We start from the raw sequence: 21126 nt of genomic DNA on the forward strand, positions 1-21126 counted from the left end.
CCTTTTGATCGTTAGGCCGCAGCTTCGATCGGGGCCGCAACATCGGTCTGGCCTGTCCGGTCCTCGACCATGCTCACGAACAAATGGGACTCGCGTTCGGGCCCGCCGATCTGAAGCCGCCGCACCGCAATGGTACGCCGGCCCTTGACCGGGTTATCGACGGTATCGACGATCGTTTCGAGCTGCTGCTTGCGCTCCAGCAGCTGCCGATCGCGCCGTTCGATCAATTCGGCAGCCGATTCCGGAAACAGCTCGCGGGGTGTTTTCCCCATGATCTGCGCGCGCGACATGCCGATCATTTCCTCGGCCGCCTTGTTGACGAACAGGTACCGCAGATTGGGCGCGTCCTTGACGAGAATCCCCTCGGGTATGTTTTCGACGATCGCGGCCAGGAACTCTTCCGTCCGCTCCAGAATGGCTTGACCTTTCCTTTGTGCGGTAACGTCTTCCTGCACCGACACCCAGCCGCCGCCGTCCATCGGCCGCTCGTAGATCTTGATCACGCGGCCATCTGTAAGGCTGATTTCATAAGAGGTCGGCTGCCGTTTTCCGATGCGATCGATGATCCCAGCGAAATATTGCATGATGTCGCCGTCGAACAGTCCGCTGTCGACCCGATGCTGCAGGATTTCCTCCAGCGACGATCCCGCCTTGATCTTCACCGGCAGGCTGTAGAGTTTTCGATATTGGTCGTTCAGCGCCAGGGCCTGCGCCTTGCCGTCGAGCATGATCAGGCCTTGCGGCATGCTGTTGATGGCCGCAGTCAATTGCCATTTGGTCGCCTGGTACTTGTCGTTGAACTTGTCGCGCTCATCCATGGCTGCATCGCGCTGTTTCGCGGTACCGACTTCGAGCTCCTCGAGCTCGACGTTGCGGCTCACGGCGTCACGAAAATTCTGCACGGCATAAGCCAGTCGCCCGATCTCGTCGGCGCGGGCGTAATGAGGAATATGGCTATTGACGTTGCCGGCGGCGATCCGGTCGGTCGCTTCGGTGATTTCGTGTAGCGGCCTGACGACGGACCGTCGCATCACGAGCACATTGAGCGCGGCAAAGATCAGCGCACCGAGCCCGAGCGCGAACAGGTACCATGCCGCATAGCGGCCTTGGTCGCCGAGATTCGCAGCCTCGACGATGCGTTCGTTGTAGATTCGCGCCAGCGCCTCGAGATCGTTGCTGAGCTGCGTGCGCAGCGCTCGGTTGGCATCGGTGTCGCCCCATTCGCGGCCTGCCGCCGGGCTGACGTCGACCGCGCGTCGTGCGAGTTCCTTGCGGAAGTCGATGAACTGGTCGATGCGTCTCTTGAAGGCCGTGAACTGCTCAACGTCGTCAGCGCGGACCGTTTTCTGCCACCGCTCCATCGCGTCGGCCAGTTCGCGGCTGCGCTTTAAGAGTTCGTCGGCGTACCGCTTCACCTTCGTTCGCTCGGTGGACATGTAGATGCCGCGCGATTCCATGACGATGGCGTAGATGAGACCATTGGCCTGGCTGACGTTGGCCGCGGCCTGGGCTGACGATGCCTGCAGGTGCCGATATCCGGTTTGCAGCCGTACCGACTGGATCGACATCACCATCAGCACGATGGTGACGACTATCAACCCGGCAGCGATGCCGTAGATTTTCTGGGCAACGCTGAGATCGCTCGTCCAACCGACGAGCCCAGCCATCATTCTCTTCATCGATCCGGCCTCCGGCAGGGTATGAGGTCGGGCCTTCAGGGTTGCTGCGTCTGTTGGCCATCGCTCCAGAACGATAGAGCCTAAGCCGCCAGCGCTATCATAGGCTTAAGGTTACAACCGGTAGTAATACGGGATGCCGCCATGGAACCACGGCTCCCTGCATGACGGTTAGCGACGCGTGAGCGAGATATTGCTCGGAGGCTTCTCGCGAAAGCGCCAGAGACGGAACCAAGGCGCCTTCAACCGATCTTCTTCAGTCCATTTTTGAATCGCGGCCCGTTGATCGCGTAGAATTTCGCAGCACTTCCCATCGCCGTCACCTGCTCGGGCAACAAGGTACGGACCACGCGCGCGGGCGAGCCGATGATCAGGGAATATTCGGGATATTCCTTGCCTTCGGTGATGACCGATCCCGCGCCGACGATGCTGCCGCGACGTATCTTCGCGCCGTTCATGACGATCGAGCCCATGCCGACCAGCGCGTCGTCTTCGAGCGTGCAGCCATGCAGGATGACATTGTGACCGACGGTGCAATTCTTGCCGATCGTGAGCGGAAAGCCGCGGTCGGTATGGCAGGTGGAATTGTCCTGCACGTTGGAGCCCTCGCCGATCTCGATCCACTCATTGTCGCCGCGCAGCACTGCGCCAAACCACACACTGGCCGAGTCCAAAAGGCGCACCTTGCCGATCACGACGGCGGTGTCCGCGATGAAGTAGTTTCCATTTGCGGGGAGTTCAGGCCCCTGTCCGTCGAGTTCGTAGATCGCCATAACAAAAGATCTCCGTTGGCGGAGACCTTGGCACAGCCCCAGGCAGCGGATCAAGCGAACAGGCCGCGAGCCTCAGGCCAGCACGCCCGCAGCGCGCAGCGTCATCAGGAAGAACGTGCCGGACATCAAGCTCCAGAAGCCTGAAAGCACGGTCGCCATCATCACGAATTCGAAGCGACGGCGCTCGATCTTCGCGCCGCGTAGCGTGTTGCGCATGATGATGAAGGGTGCGGCGAAAACCAGAAACGGCACGGCCGCAAATGTCTTCGGCGCCACGCCTTCCCCAAGCAGGCCGAATCCCGCCGGCCGCGCTGCCATCGCCTGATAGCCGCTGGCGAGCGCGCCTGCGAGCGCAAAGCCGATGCACAGGGAGAACAGGGAATTCAACGCATCGGGCGACATGACAACTTCCCGTACTCGACGAACCGTGCCCTGCTTTCGCAAAATTGGCCGGCGGCCGCCATAGTATCCTTAAGGAAGGGTTAACAACGAACCGCCGGGACCTCGTTTGCGCATGGCTGCAGGGCCGGCACTCCCGTGAAATCATGCGGAAATGACGCTGCCCATGGCATATTCGCGGGATGATTCGCCTTAGCTCTCGGGATCGTGCCCGAGCCTCGAAACCCGACCGATACCTCGTTCATGACCCTGCTTTCGACGGCCCAGCACCTCGCCCGCGACACCCGCAGGGATCCGCGCTCGCACATGATGCTCATCATGGTCGCGGTAACCATCACCGCGGGCGCCATTGCCCTCGTCGCTTATTTGCTGTGGCCAACCTGGGTAGCGCGGCCCGCCAGCGCTCCGGGCCGGTTGCCGGTGAGCGTCGGCGCCACGCTCTTCAATGTGCCGACAGCAGCGGTCCGCCGCAAGATCCAGCGCCACTCCGGGCCGCAGGAGCGGGTCGATCTCAGTTTCGTCTTCCCGTCGCTTGAACCGCCGGATGCACCGAAGCACGTCAGCGCCGATACGATCGAGGAGAAGGTGCAGCCGATCGACCGGATCTTCCTGTCGATATCGGCCCACCACGACACGCTGTCACCGGACACGCGGGTGCGTACGATCTATCCGCGCTACCTCGAACAGAAGGCAACACCGATCGACGACGGATTGACGATGCGCGCCTTCCGCGACGGCTCGCCCTACGCCAACGAGGACCTGTTCTCCGCCGGCGCACCGAGCCTCAACGCGCGCTGCACCCGCGACGGCCTGACCCCCGGCATGTGCCTGAGCGAGCGTCGCGTCGACGGCGCCGACCTGACGTTCCGCTTTCCGCGGAGCTGGCTGTCGCAATGGCGCGACGTTGCGAATGCGATGGACCGCCTGACGGCGCAAATGCGCGGGCCGAAGGACTAGCCGGGATCTTGTAGGGTGGGCAAAGGCGCATCGCGCCGTGCCCACCACGTTATTTCCAGCGCGGAAAATGAGAGTGGTGGGCACGCTTGCGCTTTGCCCACCCTACGGCATCACGCACACCTCAGCCGAGGTCGGCGAGATCTTCCTCGAGGATCGCCATCTGAAACTGGAACGAGCGATCATCGTCCTCGTCATCGACGAACAGCACGCCGATGAATTCCTCACCGATATAGACTTCGGCGGAGTCGTCCTTTTTCGGCCGCGGCACGACGCGGATCTTGGGATTGCCGAATACGCGCTTGAGATAGGCGTCGAGCTTCCTGACTTCCTGAACGTCCACGGCGGTCTCCAATCGGATTCTTTAAATTTCCGGGGAGGTTTTAGGACGAGACGGCGCCAACCGCCAGAGCCTTTTCGGTTCTGATTGGATCAGAACCGAGGCTCTATTCCTTGTTTTGACGCGTTTTCTTCACGCTTCGCTTGAAAACGCTATGCGCGTAACTTCACAAAGATCGGCCGCAGAATATGTGGAAAATCAAAGCCCGATAGCGCCGAGCATCTGATCCATGGTGCGCGACGGCTCCGCGCAGCCCGCCTCGCCGACGATCTTCGCGGGGACGCCGGCCACCGTGACATTGTGCGGCACTGGCTTGACAACCACCGAGCCCGCGGCAATGCGCGCGCAATGGCCGATCTCGATATTGCCGAGAATTTTGGCGCCTGCCCCGATCAGCACGCCGCGCCTGATCTTCGGATGACGATCCTCGTTCTCCTTGCCGGTGCCTCCCAGCGTGACGCCGTGCAGGATCGAAACGTCGTCATCGATCACGGCGGTCTCGCCGCAGACGAAGCCGGTCGCGTGATCGAGGAAAATGCCGCGGCCGATTTTGGCGGCGGGGTTGATATCGGTCTGAAATACCGCCGACGAGCGGCTCTGCAGATAATAGGCAAAATCCTTGCGGCCCTTTTGATAGAGCCAGTGCGCCAGGCGATGGGCCTGCAGCGCGTGAAAACCCTTGAAGTAGAGCAACGGATCAATGAAGCGCGAGGTTGCGGGGTCGCGGTCGTAGACCGCGACCAGATCGGCGCGGAACGCATTGCCGATATCGGGCTCGTCACGCAGCGCCTCGTCATAGGTCTGCCGGATCAAATCGCCCGATAGTGCCGAATGATCGAGCCGCTCGGCGAGACGATGCACCACCGATTCCTCCAGGCGCTCGTGATGCAGCACGGTCGAATAGAGGAAGGAAGCAAGCTCCGGCTCGCGGCGGACGATGTCCTCCGCCTCGCCCCGGATGCGGTCCCAGATCGGATCGAGTGCGGCGAGCTTCGACGCTTGCGGATTGACCTGATGCACTGCCATGATTGCTCTCGCAAATTCACTGATTACGTTGCTATTATAGCACGGCGGGCGGACTTCTGTCCCGGGCAGGCGCAGGCCAGCGTAAACCGCCTCCGAATGCCGTGGGGGTTAGTTCAAGGTGGTCAGCGATATCAAGAAATCAAGCCGGCGGGCCTGCGACTATTGGTGAATTTCGGCGGACCTGCCATTCGGCGGATGCTGCCCAAATGGGGGGAAGCCACATCAGCACGCAGATATTGCGGGCGCGTACCGCTGCGAATTCGCGCTCGGCCTGGATCGCCGCCATCGCCATCCCATTGATGTTGCTGGCTCCTGCCCTGTGGAATGGCTATCCCCTGCTCCAGTGGGACACTGGCGGCTATCTGGCCCGGTGGTACGAGGGCTACCTGGTCCCCAGCCGCTCCACCACGTTCGGCCTCTATCTTCACTTCGGCGAGGATTCGAGCTTCTGGATCAACCTCGGGATCAACGCGCTGGCGACGCTGTGGATCCTGCAGTTAACGCTGCGGGTGCTTGGTATCTCCGAGCCGTTGCGGCTCCTGGCCATGAGCTTCGTGCTGGCCCTGACCACCTCGCTGCCTTTTCTTGCCAGCACGCTCCTGACCGACATTTTCGCCGGGTTGTCGGTGCTTTCGCTCTTCATCCTGGTCGTGCTCGGCGAGCGGACTTCGATCCCGGAAAAATGCCTGCTGTTCGGCCTCACAGCTTTCGCCGCGGCGACTCACAGCGCGACGCTCGCGGTGCTGCTCGGACTGTGCTGCGTCGGCTGGATCGCGCGTCCCTTTCTGCGCGGGCGGATTTCCGTTTCCGGACTGACGCAGGGCAGCCTGACCATCGTCGCCGGAGCTGCGCTGTTGCTGTCGACCAATTTCGCATTATCCGGGAAGCTGGCGTGGACGCCTGGCGGTTTCGGCGTGGCGTTCGCACGGATGCTGCAGGACGGCATCGTCGCGCAGTATTTGCGCGATCATTGCCCGAAGCAGAATTTCAAGCTCTGCCCCTACCGAGACCAGCTGCCGGCCACCGCCGACCAGTTTCTGTGGGGCAACAGCATGTTCAACACGCTTGGCCGTTTTCAGGGACTGAACGACGAGATGGGCTTTATCGTGTTGCATTCGCTGGCCGAGTATCCGGCCTGGCAGGCCAAGGCGGCGGCTATCGCCACTGCGCAGCAATTCGTCTACGTCGGGACCGGCGAAGGCACCGACGGCTGGCTCGGCCATACCTACGGCATCATCGAGCGCTTTCTTCCCGCACAGGTGAAGCCGATGCGCGCGGCGCAGCAGCAGCGCTGGCACTTCGACTTCACCGCGATCAACCGGATTCACATTCCCGTTGCGCTGGCGTCGATGCTGCTGGCCGTCATCCTGTTCGGCCGCGGTGTGCTGCGCCGACTGTTCGACGATCTCACCTTGCTCGCCGGCACGGTCTCGTTCGCGCTCCTCGGCAATGCTTTCGTCTGCGCCGTGATATCCGGTCCGCACGATCGTTACGGCGCGCGGCTGGCGTGGCTTGCGACCACGGTGGTGCTGATCGCGGCCATCAGGCAATTCGCCGGTGAAGACGCGCGCGACCGCTCATTGCCGTCGCGACAGGAAATCGATGACACCGACTTTGTAGACCTTGTCGCCGACCGCGCGCATATGATCGCGGTTCGGAATGTCGAGCACCTCGGCGCCCGGAATGATCCTTCCGAGCGCCGCGGCTGAGCCGGCGATTTCATCCCTGGTGCCGACCGCAATCAGGACCGGCACGCGGATCTCGGCGGCTTCATCCGATGTCATCAACCGCCGCGAGCCGCGCAGGCAGGCGGCAAGCGCGCGATGGTCGGATCGGGTCTGATCGGCGAAGGCGCGAAAGGTGCGGCCGACCGGATCGGTGACATCCTCCAGCGACGGCGCTTCCAGCGCGATGGCCACGTTCTCGCCGGGACCGCCGCCCTCGATCAGTCCGATCCCGATGCCGCCGAGAATCGCCGAGCGCAACCGCTGCGGCTGCTCGCGCGCCAGGATCGCCGTCATTCGCGATCCCAGCGAATAGCCCATGATGTCGGCGCGCTCGATTCCCAGATGATCCAGCAGCGCAATGACGTCGCTTGCCATGATCGCAATTTCGTAAGCAGTGGAATCGTAGAGCTTTTCGGAATCGCCATGGCCGCGATTGTCGAGCGCGATCACGCGGCGGCCGTCTTTCCTCAGATCGGAAACCCAGGTCGGATAAACCCAGTTCACATTCTTGCTGGAGGCAAAGCCGTGCACGAGGACGATCGGATCGCCCTCGCCTTCGTCGAGATAAGCAATTTCGACAGCGCCGTTGTGAAAACTCGGCATCATCAGTTCCATTTTTCGGGGGATCGGAATTGGACGACCTGCAATGGCTGCAAATCTAGCCTTGTGCGGCAGCGCCCGCCAGCGCCGGGGCGGCCGGCAAGCATGCTGCCGCCGCCTCCTTTCTCAAACGCCGCGCTTTCTTGCGGCGAAGCCACGCTTGGGTCGCCCGCTCGGTGGTCGCCTTGATCGACGACAGAAATCCGAACAGCGCCAATAGCGCGCCGAATACCCACATCGTCAGATTGAAAGCGCCGGTTGCCAGCAGCAGCGCGCCGCGGCCGAGCACCTTCAAGATCGCGCGGGTCTGGCCGCCCTTGGATTCGGCAAGCCGCGCGGCGCGGGCGATGTCCTTCGGGCCTTGCGCGATGCGCAGTGCGTCGAGCGCGCCACGCGTGCCGGCCTTTTCGCCGACGCGTCCGACATCTTTCGCCAGCCGCACCAGCGCGCCGGCTTTCTCGGCGCGGAACGCCGCCTTGATTGCGCTGATGGTCTGGCCCGGCCGCAGCACCGAGCCTTTCGCGACCGCCTGCTGCAGGACCGGCGCATCGACGACCTCACGCACCGAGCGGCCGGCCCATTGCGTCAGTCCCTCGCCGAGACGTCCGACCTTGCGGGCACTCTTGACCATGCTGAGGCCGGCGCGCACCGGACCAACACCGCCGACCGATACATAGGTCGCCGCGGTCACTGCGAGGCCGACCGTCGCAAGGCCCAGCACCAGCCGGTCCACGTCCTCGCCCGTCGCGAGGTGCTTGCCTTCGCGAACAACGTCCCTGATATCGCCGTAGACGAAGAGATCGCCGGCAACCGTACCCGACAGGCTTGCGACATCGTCGGCATTGCCGACCACGAAACCCGTGGCAAAGCGGTTGGCAAAATGCGACGCCGAACCTGCGTCAGTAACGGCATCGCTGACGCGCTTCGATAGTTCGTCGCTGACGGCAATGCCCTTGTCGCGGGCAAGTTCGACGAAGCTGTTGGCGAGATCGGAATCGCCCTCCGCGAGCGCTGCCTCGATATGACCGGCGACCAGCGCTTGGTTGGCCCGCAACGCCGAGTTGATCTGGATGTCGGACAGCGTCGCGGGATCGTCCTGCGCGGCCAGGATGGCGCCGGCCTCGCGGGCGTGCGGCCACAGCGCCGCGCACACCGCCACGCTGAGCGCCAAGCATCCTAGCGCCCCTGCCAGAGCCGAACCGAACCGCAATCGCCTCATCCAAAAAAGTCCAATGTTTTCGTCTTTCTCAAGATGGTATGCCGTTTTTAAGACACAACTGCCCCGACGAAAGAAGGGCTTTTCTCCGACGACAGAATTGTGTCGAATTTGCATGAGCAAATGTGCGGCGGGGACATCCCGAATCGGCTCTAGGAATCATCGGCACCCCCCACTATGGTGCGCGGCATTTCGAAGCTGCCGCGTCGCGTTGATTGCGTGCGCTCATCGTTGAAATCCAAGGTGAAGCTGATGTCCGACCATGTCGTCCCGCATTTCCATAACGACGCCGGAGTCTCGGTAATCGAGATCGGCTCGCAGGAATTCATGTGCGTGGGCGCCAAGCCGCCGTTCGATCATCCCCACGTGTTTCTCGACCTTGGCAACGACAACGAGATCATCTGCCCCTATTGCTCGACGCTGTACCGCTTTGCCCCCGACCTCGCCGCAGGCGAAGCCCGCCCGCCCGAATGCGTCCTGAGGGACAAGGTCGCCTGACCTTTCGGTGGCCGCCGCGCGCACCATCATCGTTGCTGGTGCCGGGATCGGGGGACTGACGGCAGCGCTTTCGCTCGCAGCCAAAGGCTTTCGCGTCATCATTCTGGAAAAGGCCGAACGGCTGGAGGAAGCCGGCGCCGGCCTGCAGCTTTCGCCCAACGCCAGCCGGATCCTGGTCGACCTCGGCCTGCGGCCGCGGCTTGCGCCACGCGCGGTGACACCCGAGGCCATTAGTATCGTGAGCGCGCGTGCGGGCGGTGAGATCGCCCGCCTGCCGCTCGGCGAGGCCGCCGGCCTTCGCGCTGGCGCGCCCTATTGGGTGATGCACCGCGCCGATCTGCAAGGCGCGTTGCAGGCCGCGGTCAACGACCATCCGGACATCGACCTGCGGCTTGGTTGCCAGTTCGAAGACGTGACCTCGCACGCCAAAGGGCTGACTGTCGTGCAGCGCCGCGGCAATGCACGCCAACAGGAGTTGGCGGTGGCGCTGATCGGCGCCGACGGCATCTGGTCCGCGGTGCGGAACCATTTGTTCCCGGAAGTGCAACCGCAATTTTCCGGCCTGATCGCCTGGCGCGGAACCCTCGATGCGACCACGCTGCCGCGCGAATATACCGCTGCCCGCGTGCAGCTCTGGATGGGGCCGGACGCGCATCTGGTCGCCTACCCGATCTCGGCCGCGCGGCAGATCAACGTGGTCGCTATCGTGCCGGGAACCTGGAACAGGCCGGGCTGGAGCGCACCGGGCGATGCCAACGAGCTGAAAAACGCGTTCGCCTCGCAGCGATGGCCTGCGACCGCGCGGATGCTGATCGGGGCCGTCGACGAGTGGCGGCGCTGGGCGCTGTTCACCCTACCCGAAGTCGGCGAATGGACCGACGGTGCGATCGCGCTGCTCGGCGACGCCGCGCACGCGATGCTGCCGTTTGCCGCGCAGGGCGCGGGAATGGCGATCGAGGACGCCGCCGTGCTTGCCAAATGCTTGAGCGAAAGCCCCGGCGATCCGATCGCAGGCATCCCGGCGGCACTGAAGCGTTATGGCCGGCAGCGGCGCGGCCGCGTGCTGCGGGTGCAGCGTGCCGCCCGACAACAGGGACGCATCTATCATCTCACCGGACCACTGGCGCTGGCGCGCGACCTCACGATCAAAGCGATGGGCCCGGAGCGGATGCTGGCGCGGCAGGACTGGATTTATAATTGGCGGCTGTGAGCGAAGTTCGACGGCCGCAACCGACAACGTTCTAATTTGCCGACCGGCTTGCCTTCGTACGGCCCTTGGCAACAGGAGCCGGCGCGATCGATGGCGGGACCGGCGCCGGCCTGGCTTCCGGTTTAGATTCCTGGCACCTGTTCTTCTGCCAGGCTTCATCGGCCAGCTTCGACTGTCCGCGCAACGCGATGTAGTCGTTGCGATAGGCGAGCTCCGCCACCATGGGACCGGCGACGCCGGTTTCGGCCTTGGTCATCAGCCCCTGCAATTCCGCGGTGCGCGTCGCGAGGCTCTTGCGCTCGGGCTCGAGCTGCTTGCAATCGTAGAGATCGTATTTGGCGGGATCGGCAAAGGCCGGCGATATGGTGTCGCTCATCCCGGCGCAACCGGACAGGCCGGCGCCGAGCGCAACCAGCGCCAACGCCGCGAGGCTGTGCGAGAATAACCGGCGATGGGACAGCGAGTTGGGCATCGGACCTTCATTAAGTGGATTATCTTGAGATTGCCTAAAGCTCGCCGCAGGTAAACACCCCAAGTGTCCGCATTGAGGCTTTGCTTTGGCGCCGCGCTCACTTAAAGGTGGGGAGCGTTTGGGCCGGAGATTATTCCCAATTCCGCTTCTCCGGAAAACGCGCTAAGTGTCTGATCTGCTAGTGAAAGCGGGCGTGGCGAAATGGTAGACGCAAGGGACTTAAGCATTTGAGTGCTCTTGGGGAAACCCAAGCTGTAGAACTGCTCAAATTCGGGGAAACCTTTCATATGGCAATCCCGAGCCAAGCGCCCGAACCTAACGGTTAGTGCGAAGGTGTAGAGACTAGACGGGCAGCACCTAAAGGCGCGAACGCACCAATGGTGAAGGTATAGTCCAGACCACAAACGAGCCGGCGCGGATGTCCACGCTGGCGAGGCGGCGAAAGCCGTAGCTGGTAAGAAAATCCCTCGGAGGGTGACCTCTGTGCCGGTTCGAGTCCGGCCGCCCGCACCAGCCTTCGCTCGCGAAGCGAATGAAGGCTGCCACGCCGAAGCCGACAGGCGAAGGCGGGCTTTGTGTCCGCGAGCTGCGGCTTGGCAAGCCACCTTGGCGGGGACGCTGGCGCAACCACGTTTGGACCATCAAGGCGCAGCGGAAGCGTGGACAGATTGGGGAGACTGGGGGATCACATTGCCGCAAATCCATCTGTTCGAAATGCGCCGGCTGGAGATGCTGAGCAACACCATCTTCGGCGTTGCCATGACGCTGCTCGCCTATGATTTGCCGAAGGCCTCCAGTTTTGCGCAAGCGCCCGATTGGCACGACGTGCTTCGCGTCTATGCCCAGCCCGTCATCGCATTGACGATCAGCTTCGTCGTCGCCGGCCTGTTCTGGTTCAGCCATCACCGGCGGCTGGCGGTGGCACCGGAAGGCGGGCGCGGCGTGGTGTTCCTCAATCTGTTTTTTCTGCTCTCGATCATCATCCTGCCGGTGACGAACGGCCTCTATGGCAGCTATCGGCTCGATGGCGTGGTGGCGGTGATCTACGGCTTTCACCTGCTGGCGATCGCAGCGCTGAACGCGGTGTTGTGGGTTCTGGCTCTGCGCGGCCGCCGCGATCCGCAATTGCTGGCGACGGCGCTGTTTCCGGTCTGTGTGTTCGTGCTCGGCGCGGCGATGGCCTTTATCGAGCCGCGGGTTGCGCCATATATCTGGTGCCTGGCGTTTCTCGCGCCCTTTGCCGGCTGGCTCGCCGCGCGTCGCTCCGCCTAGCGCACCTTCGCCTTGCTCAGCGTGAGCAGCCGGCTCGCCTCCTCCGCAATCATCCGCTCCATCTTTTCCTGAAATTCCTTGCGCGGCAGGCCCGGCGCGATCGGCGGCAGGAAGGACAGCGTGATGGTGCCGGAGTGCATGATCAGGGTCTTCTTGCCCCAGAACAGGCCGGAATTGCACGCCGCGGGAACGACTGATACGTCGAGGTTGGTGTAGAGCGCCGAGATGCCAGCGGACTGGAATCTCATCGGCTCATCGATCGCCTGGCGGGTACCTTGCGGAAACAGCAAGACCTGACGGCCCTCGCCGGTCGCTCGCCTGGCTTCATCGACCATCTGGCGCAGCGCATGGCGGCCCGCCGAGCGATCGACCAAAATCATCGGATAGCGCTCCAGGAACCAGCCGACGAACGGCACCTTGCGCAGCTCTTTCTTGGCGACGATGCTGGCGTCCGGGAAAAGCGCGCAGAGCGCCGCGGTTTCCCACAGCGATTGATGGTTGCAGGCGATGATGCAGGGACCGTCGGGCACGTTCTCGCGCCCCTGCACCGTGTAATCGAGGCCTACGACATGCTTCATCAGAAACATGATGCCGTTGACCCAGACCTGCGAAACCGCACGCACGGTCCGGCCGCTCGCATTGAACAGCCACATGAGCGGCACCGTCAGCGACACGGCGAGCGTCAGGATTACCACCGCCGTATCGAATATGATCGATCTCAAATAGTGCAACGATTGTCCCCTTGGGCGCTTTGTGGCCACCCAATACAGCACTTTCCCGCCGTTGCACAATTCCGTCATCGGCCGGCCGGAATCGCCTCGTTAGGTTCGTCGCATGCCGGCGTCAGAGCAAATCACCATCGCTCCGCACCTCACCTTCGATGCCATCAGCGCCGGCACGCCCGGCGCGCCGCTGGTGCTGCTGCTGCACGGCTTTGCGGAATCGATGCATTGCTGGCGTGCCCAGGTGACGGCGCTCGGCGATATGGGCTATCGCGCCGTTGCGCCGAGCCAGCGCGGCTACTCGCCGGGCGCACGGCCCGATCCGCGGGAATTTTCGCACTACCTGATCGACCGCCTGATGGACGACGCCATGGCGATCGTGGCGGCTGCCGGCTATGGCGATGCGCGGTTTCATCTGGTCGGCCATGACTGGGGCGGCAGCATCGCCTGGGGGGTCGCCGACCGCCATCCCGAGCGGCTGGCGTCGCTCACCATTCTCTCGCGGCCGCATCCGAACGCGTTCAACCGCGCGCTGGCAGCCGACGGCGAGCAGGCGCAGCGCTCAAGGCATCACAAGGCGTTTCTGGAGCCGGATGCCGCCGATGTCGTGCTCGCGAACGATGCCAAATGGCTGCGCGAGCGTCTCGCCGCCAATGGCGTTCCCTCTGATGCGATCGAGAGGCATCTTGCCGTGCTCGGCAACAAGGACGCGATGGAAGCGGCGCTCGCCTGGTATCGCGCACGCGGCGCGATCCGTGGCCCGCTCGGTCCGATCCGCGTGCCGACGCTCTATATCTGGGGCGACGCCGACGACACGGTCGGTCGCCCCGCCGCCGAAGGCACGGTGGATTTCATCGCCGCGCCCTATTGTTTCGAGGTGCTGCCCGGCGTCGGGCATTTTGCGGCGGATCAAGCGCCGCAGCGGGTGTGCGAACTGCTGCTGGAACATCTGGCCGCGCATCCTGCGTGAGGAACGCAACGCCCACAAAAATGTTGTCGTGCACAAAATGGAGTATGACAACATGACCAGTGAAAAAGATCGGGAAAAGGCTGCAGCCGAGCGCAAGCAAGCGCGGGATCAGCGCTCCCCGTCGCCGCCACCGCCGCAAGTCTCTCCGCCACTTGAGAATGACGGCCCGGAACTGGTACGCGATACCCACTGCTGACGATGAAAACAAAAACGCGACGGAGGAACCGTCCTCCGTCGCGCTTTGCTGATATTCGACTTAAAGCGAACTGCCCTACTCGCTCTTGTCAATGTTCCAGAAGACCGGCGTCGCCGGGCCATCGAGCACACCGGTAAGCGACTTCCGCCACGCGCTCGGCGCGAGATATTGGCCGAGCGGAACGTAGATCACCTGCTCATAGGCTTCCTTCTGGATTTCGGCAGCGATTTTCTTCTGCTCGTCCGGCGAGATAGCGCGCGCGAACTTGTCCTTCAACTCCTCGATCTTGGCGCTTTCCGCCCAACCGAACCAGCCGCCCTTGGTGCCGCGGCCGCCGATCGACGCGTTGGCGATCGGGTTCATCACGTCGGCGCCGACCCAGTTGGTGAAAAACATATTCCAGCCGCCCTCCTTCGTGGGCTTCTGGCTGGCGCGGCGTGTGACGACGGTCTGCCAGTCGGTGGCCTGCAGGTCGACCTTGAAGCCGGCCTCGCGCAGCAATTGCGCTGCGACGATCGGCTGCGCCTTCAGCGTGACGACGTCGCCCGGCGCCATGATCACGATCGGGGTGCCATCGTAACCGGACTCGGCGAGCGCCTTCTTGGCTTCCGCCATGCTGCCGGCCTTGGTCAGATTTCCGGCGCCCTCTTCGGTCGCCAGCGGCGTGCCGCAGACGAAGTAGGCACCGCAGATCTTGTAATATTCGGGGTTGCCGACCAGCGCGTCCAGAACGTCCTTCTGGTTCATCGCCAGCAGCGCGGCGCGGCGAACCTTGACGTTATCGAAGGGTGGAAGGAGGAAGTTCATCCGGCCGAGCGTCTGGAAGCCGAGCTTGTTCAAAATCTCGATCTTGATGTCCTTGTTGGCTTTCACCACCGGCAACAGATCGAACGACGGATTTTCCATGAAGTCGATATCGCCGGACTGCAATGCGTTCACCGCGGTCTGCGCATCCGGCATGGTGATCCATTCAACGCGATCGACCTTCGCGACCTTGCCGCCGGCGGTCCAGCTCGGCGGCTCCTTGCGCGGCACGTAGTCCGCGTTCTTTTCATAGGCCGCCTTCACGCCCGGCTGGAATTCCGACTGCACGAATTTGAACGGGCCGGATCCGATATGTTCCTTGATCTGCTGACCGGCCGGCGTTTCCGCAAGGCGCTTGGGCATCATGAACGGCGTATAGGACGACGGCTTGCCGATCGATTCCAGCACCAGGCCGTAGGGCTCCTTCAGTTTCAACGCAAAACTCTTGGCGTCGATCGGCTCGATGCTGGCGGTGAAATCCATCAGCTTCTGGCCCATATTGTCGTTGCGGCCCCAGCGCTTCAGAGAGGCGACGCAGTCTTCCGCCGTCACCGGCGCACCATCGTGCCACTTCAAGCCATCGCGCAAGGTGAACGTATAAGTCAGCTTGTCATCGCTGACTTTCCAGTCCGCCATCTGGGGCTGGACCTTGAAATTGGAATCGGTCGCCAGCAGCGTATCGTAGATCATGTAGCCATGATCGCGGGTGATGTAGGCGGTGGTGAAGCCGGGATCGAGAACGCGCAGATCGGAGTGCATCACCGCGGTGATGGTCTTCTTGCTGGCGGCCGTGGCCTGCGAGGTCGGGCCTATCGACGTCAGCGCCGCCGACAGCGCAAGCACCGACAACGCAGTCGCTATCGTGGGACGTTTCCAACGCATGATGTGGAACATTCGATCTCCTCCTGACGTGAATCTGTTCAATGTCCGCTGATTCATTATGCATGCGGTTCGTTATTTGGGCGAACTAACACGCTGTAAATCCTGACTATTTGAAGACTTGCATCAAGCGCGCGGCACGTCAATCCGCTTTGAGGCGGCTACCGCGCTGCGGATACCGCGGGACGCGCGTTCATGTTTCACTTTACAAATCCGCGCGAGATCATTCTCGTACACGGCGAGGCCGCGCCCTATCGGTCGAAACCCGAAACTAAGAAAACCAAGAGAAGTCCATGAACCCAGCCAATCTTCCCTTTGATTCCGAGGCCATGCTGCAGGGATTGCGCGGCTGGGTGGAGTGCGAAAGCCCGACCTGGGACAAGGCTGCGGTGGAACGCATGCTCGACCTCGCCGCGCGCGACATGGCCATTATGGGTGCGACCATCGAGCGCATCGCCGGCCGCCAGGGATTTGCCGGCTGCGTCCGCGCCCGCTTTCCTCACCCGAAGCAGGGCGAGCCCGGCATCCTGATCGCCGGCCACATGGATACCGTCCACCCCGTCGGCACCATCGAAAAGCTGCGATGGCGGCGCGAGGGCAACAAATGCTTCGGCCCCGGCATCTTCGACATGAAGGGCGGCAATTACCTCTCGCTGGAAGCGATCCGGCAACTGGCCCGCGCCGCGTTCACGACGCCGCTGCCGATTACGGTGCTGTTCACGCCCGACGAGGAAGTCGGCACGCCCTCGACCCGCGACATCATCGAGGCGGAAGCCGCGCGCAACAAATACGTGCTGGTGCCGGAGCCCGGACGACCGAACAATGGCGTCGTCACCGGACGCTATGCGATTGCGCGCTTCAATCTGGAGGCCGTCGGCAAGCCGAGCCATGCCGGCGCCACGCTTTCTTCCGGCCGTTCCGCGATCCGCGAAATGGCACGCCAGATTATCGCGATCGACGGCATGACGACCGAAGATTGTACGTTCTCGGTCGGCATCGTGCATGGCGGCCAGTGGGTCAATTGCGTCGCCACCACCTGCACCGGCGAAGCGCTGAGCATGGCCAAGCGCCAGGCCGATCTCGACCGCGGCGTCGAGCGTATGCTGGCGTTGTCAGGCACCAGCAACGACGTCACGTTCACGGTAACCCGCGGCGTCACCCGCCCGGTGTGGGAACCAGATGCCGGCACCATGGCGTTATACGAAAAGGCGCGCGGGATTGCCGCGCAGTTGGGCCTCGAACTGCCCCATTGCAGCGCCGGTGGCGGATCCGACGGCAATTTTACCGGTGCCATGGGCATCCCGACGCTCGATGGCCTAGGCGTCCGCGGCGCCGATGCGCATACGCTAAATGAGCATATTGAAGTAGACAGCCTCGCCGAACGCGGGCGCCTGACGGCGGGGCTGCTCGCGACGCTGGAGTGAGGTGCATCTGTCATTCCGGGGCGATGCGAAGCATCGAACCCGGAATCTCGAGATTCCGGATCTGGTGCTAACGCACCATCCCGGAATGACGAAGAGAATGACGCACGCATTTCGTCCCACCGCCTAGCTGCATCGCAAAAAACGCAGGCGCAATGGCACGAGACTTGCTGAAATGCTACGCTGGTGGCGCCGAAACCAAGTCTAAGGGCAGCGCTGCCCAATTCACCTACAACTAACGGATCAAGATGCTCGGATATCTGCTTCGCCGCATTCTCGCCGCCATTCCCGTGATGGGCGTGGTGGCGCTGTTTGTGTTTCTTCTGCTGCGGCTGACGCCCGGCGATCCCGCCGCGATTCTGGCCGGCGACAACGCAACGCCCGAACAACTCGAGCGCATCCGCACCTCGCTCGGCCTCAATGAGCCGCTCTACACCCAATTCTTCACCTGGATCGGCAAGCTGCTGCAAGGCGACCTCGGCGTTTCCTTGATCTCGAACGTGCCGGTCTTGAAGATGATCAGTCAGCGCGTTGAGCCGTCGATCTCGATTGCCCTTTCCACGATCATTCTGGCGATCGTCGTTGCGGTGCCGCTCGGCGTGATTGCGGCGTGGAAGCACGGCACCTGGATCGACCGCTTCGTAATGGGCCTGTCCGTGGTCGGCTTCTCGGTTCCGGTGTTCGTGATCGGCTATGTTCTGATCCAGATCTTTGCCATCGACCTGCGCTGGGTGCCGGTGCAGGGTTTCCGCAGCATCACGGCCGGCTTCGGTCCGTTCTTCGAGCGCATCATCCTCCCGACCTGCACGCTCTCCTTTATCTATGTCGCGCTGATCGCGCGCATGACACGGGCCGCGATGCTGGATGTGCTCGGCGAGGACTACGTCCGCACCGCGCGCGCCAAAGGCATCAGCGAGACCGGCGTGCTGCTGCGCCATGCCCTGCGCAACGCCGCCGTGCCCGTCATCACCGTGATCGGAACGGGATTCGCGCTGCTGATTTCCGGCGTCGTGGTCACCGAAAGCGTGTTCAACCTGCCCGGCATCGGCCGGCTCACCGTCGATGCCGTGCTGGCGCGCGATTATCCCGTCATCCAGGCGATGATCCTGTTGACGTCGCTGATCTATGTCACCGTCAATCTCCTGATCGACGTCGCCTACACCCTGCTTGATCCGAGGATTCGCTACTGATGGCGATCGAAACCCTTCCCGAACCGTCAATCCCTGTCACCACGCCATTCCGGCCGACACTTGGATTCCTCACGGCGACGCCGATCATCGCGACCGCGACTGTCTGCCTCGCACTCATCATCGCGATGGCGATCGCTGCTCCCCTGCTCGCGCCGCACGATCCGCAATTGCTGGCGCCGGCACAGCGGCTGAAACCATCAAGCGCGCAGTTCCTGCTCGGCACCGACGCGTACGGCCGCGATGTGCTCTCGCGCATCATCTATGGCGGGCGGATTTCGCTCCTGATCGGCCTGGGCGCAGCGGTCTTCTCGATCGGCATCGGCCTCGTGATCGGCCTCGTCTCCGGCTTCTTCAAATGGGTCGACGCCGTGATGATGCGGGTGATGGACGGCTTGATGGCGATCCCTTCCATCCTGCTCGCGATCGCCGTGGTGTCGCTGTCGGGCGCCAGCCTGATGACCGTGCTGGTCGCGATCACCATTCCCGAAATTCCACGCGTGGCGCGGCTGGTGCGCTCGGTCGTGCTATCGGCGCGCGAGGAGCCTTATGTGGAAGCCGCGATCTCGGTCGGCACCAGCCTGCCCAAGATCATGTGGCGGCATCTGATGCCGAACACCATTGCGCCGCTGATCGTGCAAGGCACCTACGTCGCCGCCTCCGCCATCCTTACCGAGGCGATCCTGTCGTTCCTCGGCGCCGGCATCAGCCCGGAAACGCCGACCTGGGGCAATATCATGGCCGAGGGCCGCGCCTACTTCCAGGTCAAGCCATCGCTGATCTTCTGGCCGGGGCTATTGCTGTCGATCGCGATCCTGAGCGTCAACCTGATCGGCGACGCCGCCCGCGACGCGCTCGATCCGCGCATGAAACAACGGGAGGCCGGGAAGTGACGGCTTCAATGCAATTGAAGCCGTCATCCCGGGGCGATGCGAAGCATCGAACTATGGTGCGCAATTGCGCCCCTGAGGATCTCGAGATTCCGGGTCTGGTGCTTGCGCACCATCCCGGAATGACAGCCTCTGAATTCGTCGCTTCGCTCGCAATGACGGCTGAGAGACCTATATGACCAACATCATCCTCGACATCGACAACCTCGTCGTCGGCCTCGGCAAAAATCCATCCGGCCAGCGCATCATTGACGGCGTCTCGCTGCAGGTGCGCGAGCGCGAAACCCTCTGCGTTGTCGGCGAAAGCGGCTCCGGCAAATCGGTGACGTCGCTGACCGTGATGGGGCTGTTGCAGAAAGGCGCGCTGGTGCCCTCGGGCGGCAGCATCAAGCTGGTCGGCGAGGAACTGCTCACCGCCACCGACAAGCGCCTGCGGCAGTTGCGCGCCACGAGGATGGCGATGATCTTTCAGGAGCCGATGACGGCGCTCAATCCGGTGGTGCCGGTCGGCCGCCAGATCGACGAAGTCTTGCGCGCCCACACCGATCTCGACGCCCGCGCCCGCCGCCAGAAGATTTTGGCAATGATGGAGCATGTCCGGTTGCCCGACGTGGAGCGCATCTTTGCTTCCTACCCGCACCGGCTGTCGGGCGGACAGCGCCAGCGCATCATGATTGCGATGGCGCTGGTGCTCGAACCGAAGCTCCTGATCGCGGACGAGCCAACGACGGCGCTCGATGTCACCACGCAGAAGCAGATACTGACGCTGATCCGCGACCTGCAGCGCGATCACGGCACCGCCGTGCTGTTCATCACCCATGACATGGGCGTGGTCGCCGAGATCGCCGATCGCGTCGCGGTGATGCGCTACGGCCGGCTCGTCGAGACCGGCACGCTCGACAGCATTTTGCGCTCGCCGACCATGGAGTACACCCGCAACCTGCTCTCCTCGGTGCCGAGCCTGGTGCCGCGGGCGCCCCGCGTGGAGACCGACGAACCGGTGGTGCTGGAAGCCAACGAACTGGGCAAGGTCTATCGCGAGCGTTCTTTCCTCGGAAAGGCGCGCGAAGTCGCCGCCGCCAAGGACGTCACCCTCACTTTGCGCAAGGGCCGCACGCTCGGTATCGTCGGCGAAAGCGGCTCGGGCAAGTCGACGGTGGCGCGCTGCATCGTCCGCCTGATCGATCCGACTTCCGGCGGCGTGCGGCTCGCGGGCCGCGAGATCTCCGACCTCTCGCGGCGGCTCTTGCAGCCGCACCGCAAGAAGATCCAGATCATCTTCCAGGACCCCTACCGCTCGCTCAATCCGCGCGTGACCGTCGGCGAAACCATTGCCGAGGGCCCGATCAATTACGGCATGCCGCGTGCCGAAGCGCTGGCGAAGGCGCGCGAGCTGCTCGAACTGGTCGATCTGCCGGCCGATGCCGTGTCGCGCTACCCGCATCAATTCTCCGGCGGACAGCGTCAGCGCATCGCGATTGCGCGCGCGCTCGCGCTCGACCCCGACGTGCTGGTTGCGGACGAAGCGGTCTCGGCGCTCGACGTCTCCGTGCAGGCGCAGGTGCTCGAACTGCTCGACGAAATCCAGAAGCGGCTGGGCATTGCGTTGTTGTTCATCACCCATGATCTTCGCGTCGCGGCGCAAATCTGTGACGACGTCGCTGTGATGCAGCATGGCCGGATCGTCGAACAGGGCCCGGCCGCGCAGGTGCTGACCCATCCGCAGCAGGCCTATACCCGGGCATTGCTCGATGCCGCCCCCGGCCGCGGCTGGGATTTCGCCAATTTCCGGCCTGTGGAAGTGGCGGCGGAGTGACGCGTCAGCGTCATTCCGGGACGCGAAGCGAACTACGGGGCGCCCTTGCGCCCCTGAGAATCTCGAGATTCCCCGGTG

19 protein-coding genes and 2 pseudogenes are annotated in these 21126 nt (G+C 63.2%); 11 read left to right on the forward strand and 10 right to left on the reverse strand.

Features of this window, described 5'->3' with window-relative positions; genetic code table 11:
* Window positions 1–11: 11 nt before the first annotated feature.
* The 3 genes from V1277_RS02205 to V1277_RS02215 all read right to left on the reverse strand — a co-directional run bounded on the left by V1277_RS02205 (window position 12) and on the right by V1277_RS02215 (window position 2851).
* Window positions 12–1667 (reverse strand): PAS-domain containing protein, encoded by a 1656-nt coding sequence (locus tag V1277_RS02205; protein ID WP_334414832.1) that lies wholly within the window; start codon window positions 1665–1667, stop codon window positions 12–14.
* Window positions 1668–1918: 251 nt separating this feature from the next.
* Complete coding sequence (locus V1277_RS02210) at window positions 1919–2449, reverse strand: gamma carbonic anhydrase family protein (RefSeq protein ID WP_334414833.1); 531 nt, start codon at window positions 2447–2449, stop codon at window positions 1919–1921.
* Between the two features lie 72 nt (window positions 2450–2521).
* Entirely contained in the window at window positions 2522–2851 is a 330-nt protein-coding gene (locus V1277_RS02215; RefSeq protein WP_065748028.1) for a DUF6949 family protein, read from the reverse strand.
* Between the two features lie 306 nt (window positions 2852–3157).
* On the opposite strand from V1277_RS02215, the gene V1277_RS02220 reads away from it, so the two are divergent.
* On the forward strand, window positions 3158–3805 hold the full coding sequence (locus V1277_RS02220) for a hypothetical protein (protein WP_442894558.1): 648 nt from the start codon (window positions 3158–3160) through the stop codon (window positions 3803–3805).
* Window positions 3806–3926: 121 nt separating this feature from the next.
* Here the strand turns inward: V1277_RS02220 and V1277_RS02225 are convergent, their stop codons facing one another.
* On the reverse strand, window positions 3927–4145 hold the full coding sequence (locus V1277_RS02225; RefSeq protein WP_057843888.1) for a DUF3126 family protein: 219 nt from the start codon (window positions 4143–4145) through the stop codon (window positions 3927–3929).
* A 195-nt stretch (window positions 4146–4340) separates the two neighbouring features.
* Window positions 4341–5168: a serine O-acetyltransferase gene (cysE, locus tag V1277_RS02230; protein WP_334374453.1), complete on the reverse strand. Its 828-nt coding sequence runs from the start codon at window positions 5166–5168 to the stop codon at window positions 4341–4343.
* Window positions 5169–5374: 206 nt separating this feature from the next.
* On the opposite strand from cysE, the pseudogene V1277_RS02235 reads away from it, so the two are divergent.
* A pseudogene (locus tag V1277_RS02235) lies at window positions 5375–6730 on the forward strand (hypothetical protein); the annotation flags it as partial.
* A 15-nt stretch (window positions 6731–6745) separates the two neighbouring features.
* Here the strand turns inward: V1277_RS02235 and V1277_RS02240 are convergent.
* Window positions 6746–7498 carry an alpha/beta fold hydrolase gene (locus V1277_RS02240; protein ID WP_334414835.1) on the reverse strand — a complete coding sequence of 251 codons (753 nt, stop codon included), beginning with the start codon at window positions 7496–7498 and terminating at the stop codon, window positions 6746–6748.
* A 55-nt stretch (window positions 7499–7553) separates the two neighbouring features.
* Window positions 7554–8714, reverse strand: coding sequence for a hypothetical protein (locus tag V1277_RS02245; protein WP_334414836.1), 1161 nt, complete (start codon window positions 8712–8714; stop codon window positions 7554–7556).
* A 249-nt stretch (window positions 8715–8963) separates the two neighbouring features.
* On the opposite strand from V1277_RS02245, the gene V1277_RS02250 reads away from it, so the two are divergent.
* Window positions 8964–9209 carry a zinc-finger domain-containing protein gene (locus V1277_RS02250; protein WP_057843934.1) on the forward strand — a complete coding sequence of 82 codons (246 nt, stop codon included), beginning with the start codon at window positions 8964–8966 and terminating at the stop codon, window positions 9207–9209.
* A gap of 7 nt (window positions 9210–9216) precedes the next feature.
* Window positions 9217–10419: an FAD-dependent monooxygenase gene (locus V1277_RS02255; RefSeq protein ID WP_334414837.1), complete on the forward strand. Its 1203-nt coding sequence runs from the start codon at window positions 9217–9219 to the stop codon at window positions 10417–10419.
* Between the two features lie 31 nt (window positions 10420–10450).
* Here V1277_RS02255 and V1277_RS02260 read toward each other — a convergent pair whose 3' ends face one another.
* Window positions 10451–10891: a twin-arginine translocation pathway signal gene (locus tag V1277_RS02260; protein WP_334414838.1), complete on the reverse strand. Its 441-nt coding sequence runs from the start codon at window positions 10889–10891 to the stop codon at window positions 10451–10453.
* Between the two features lie 414 nt (window positions 10892–11305).
* Here V1277_RS02260 and V1277_RS02265 point away from each other — a divergent pair.
* Window positions 11306–11404 (forward strand): annotated as a pseudogene (locus V1277_RS02265).
* A gap of 171 nt (window positions 11405–11575) precedes the next feature.
* Entirely contained in the window at window positions 11576–12163 is a 588-nt protein-coding gene (locus tag V1277_RS02270) for a TMEM175 family protein (RefSeq protein WP_334420260.1), read from the forward strand.
* On the opposite strand, the gene V1277_RS02275 is transcribed toward V1277_RS02270, so the two are convergent.
* Window positions 12160–12894 carry a lysophospholipid acyltransferase family protein gene (locus V1277_RS02275; protein ID WP_334414839.1) on the reverse strand — a complete coding sequence of 245 codons (735 nt, stop codon included), beginning with the start codon at window positions 12892–12894 and terminating at the stop codon, window positions 12160–12162. The two genes, V1277_RS02270 and V1277_RS02275, sit on opposite strands and share 4 nt — an antisense overlap.
* Window positions 12895–12997: 103 nt before the next feature.
* On the opposite strand from V1277_RS02275, the gene V1277_RS02280 reads away from it, so the two are divergent.
* Window positions 12998–13855 (forward strand): alpha/beta fold hydrolase, encoded by an 858-nt coding sequence (locus V1277_RS02280; protein WP_334414840.1) that lies wholly within the window; start codon window positions 12998–13000, stop codon window positions 13853–13855.
* A 271-nt stretch (window positions 13856–14126) separates the two neighbouring features.
* Here V1277_RS02280 and V1277_RS02285 read toward each other — a convergent pair whose 3' ends face one another.
* Window positions 14127–15749: an ABC transporter substrate-binding protein gene (locus V1277_RS02285; protein ID WP_334414841.1), complete on the reverse strand. Its 1623-nt coding sequence runs from the start codon at window positions 15747–15749 to the stop codon at window positions 14127–14129.
* A gap of 278 nt (window positions 15750–16027) precedes the next feature.
* On the opposite strand from V1277_RS02285, the gene V1277_RS02290 reads away from it, so the two are divergent.
* The 4 genes from V1277_RS02290 (at window position 16028) to V1277_RS02305 (ending at window position 21048) form a co-directional block, all read left to right on the forward strand.
* Window positions 16028–17158 carry a M20/M25/M40 family metallo-hydrolase gene (locus V1277_RS02290; protein WP_334414842.1) on the forward strand — a complete coding sequence of 377 codons (1131 nt, stop codon included), beginning with the start codon at window positions 16028–16030 and terminating at the stop codon, window positions 17156–17158.
* A gap of 245 nt (window positions 17159–17403) precedes the next feature.
* The gene (locus V1277_RS02295; protein WP_065748014.1) at window positions 17404–18345 is read left to right on the forward strand and encodes an ABC transporter permease; all 942 of its coding nucleotides are present in this window, start codon (window positions 17404–17406) and stop codon (window positions 18343–18345) included.
* Window positions 18345–19235, forward strand: coding sequence for an ABC transporter permease (locus V1277_RS02300; RefSeq protein ID WP_334414843.1), 891 nt, complete (start codon window positions 18345–18347; stop codon window positions 19233–19235). The genes V1277_RS02295 and V1277_RS02300 overlap by 1 nt, the downstream gene beginning before the upstream one ends.
* Window positions 19236–19407: 172 nt before the next feature.
* Entirely contained in the window at window positions 19408–21048 is a 1641-nt protein-coding gene (locus V1277_RS02305) for an ABC transporter ATP-binding protein (protein ID WP_334414844.1), read from the forward strand.
* The last annotated feature ends 78 nt before the right edge of the window (window positions 21049–21126 follow it).

Source organism: Bradyrhizobium sp. AZCC 1588, assembly GCF_036924735.1.
Lineage (GTDB): Bacteria > Pseudomonadota > Alphaproteobacteria > Rhizobiales > Xanthobacteraceae > Bradyrhizobium.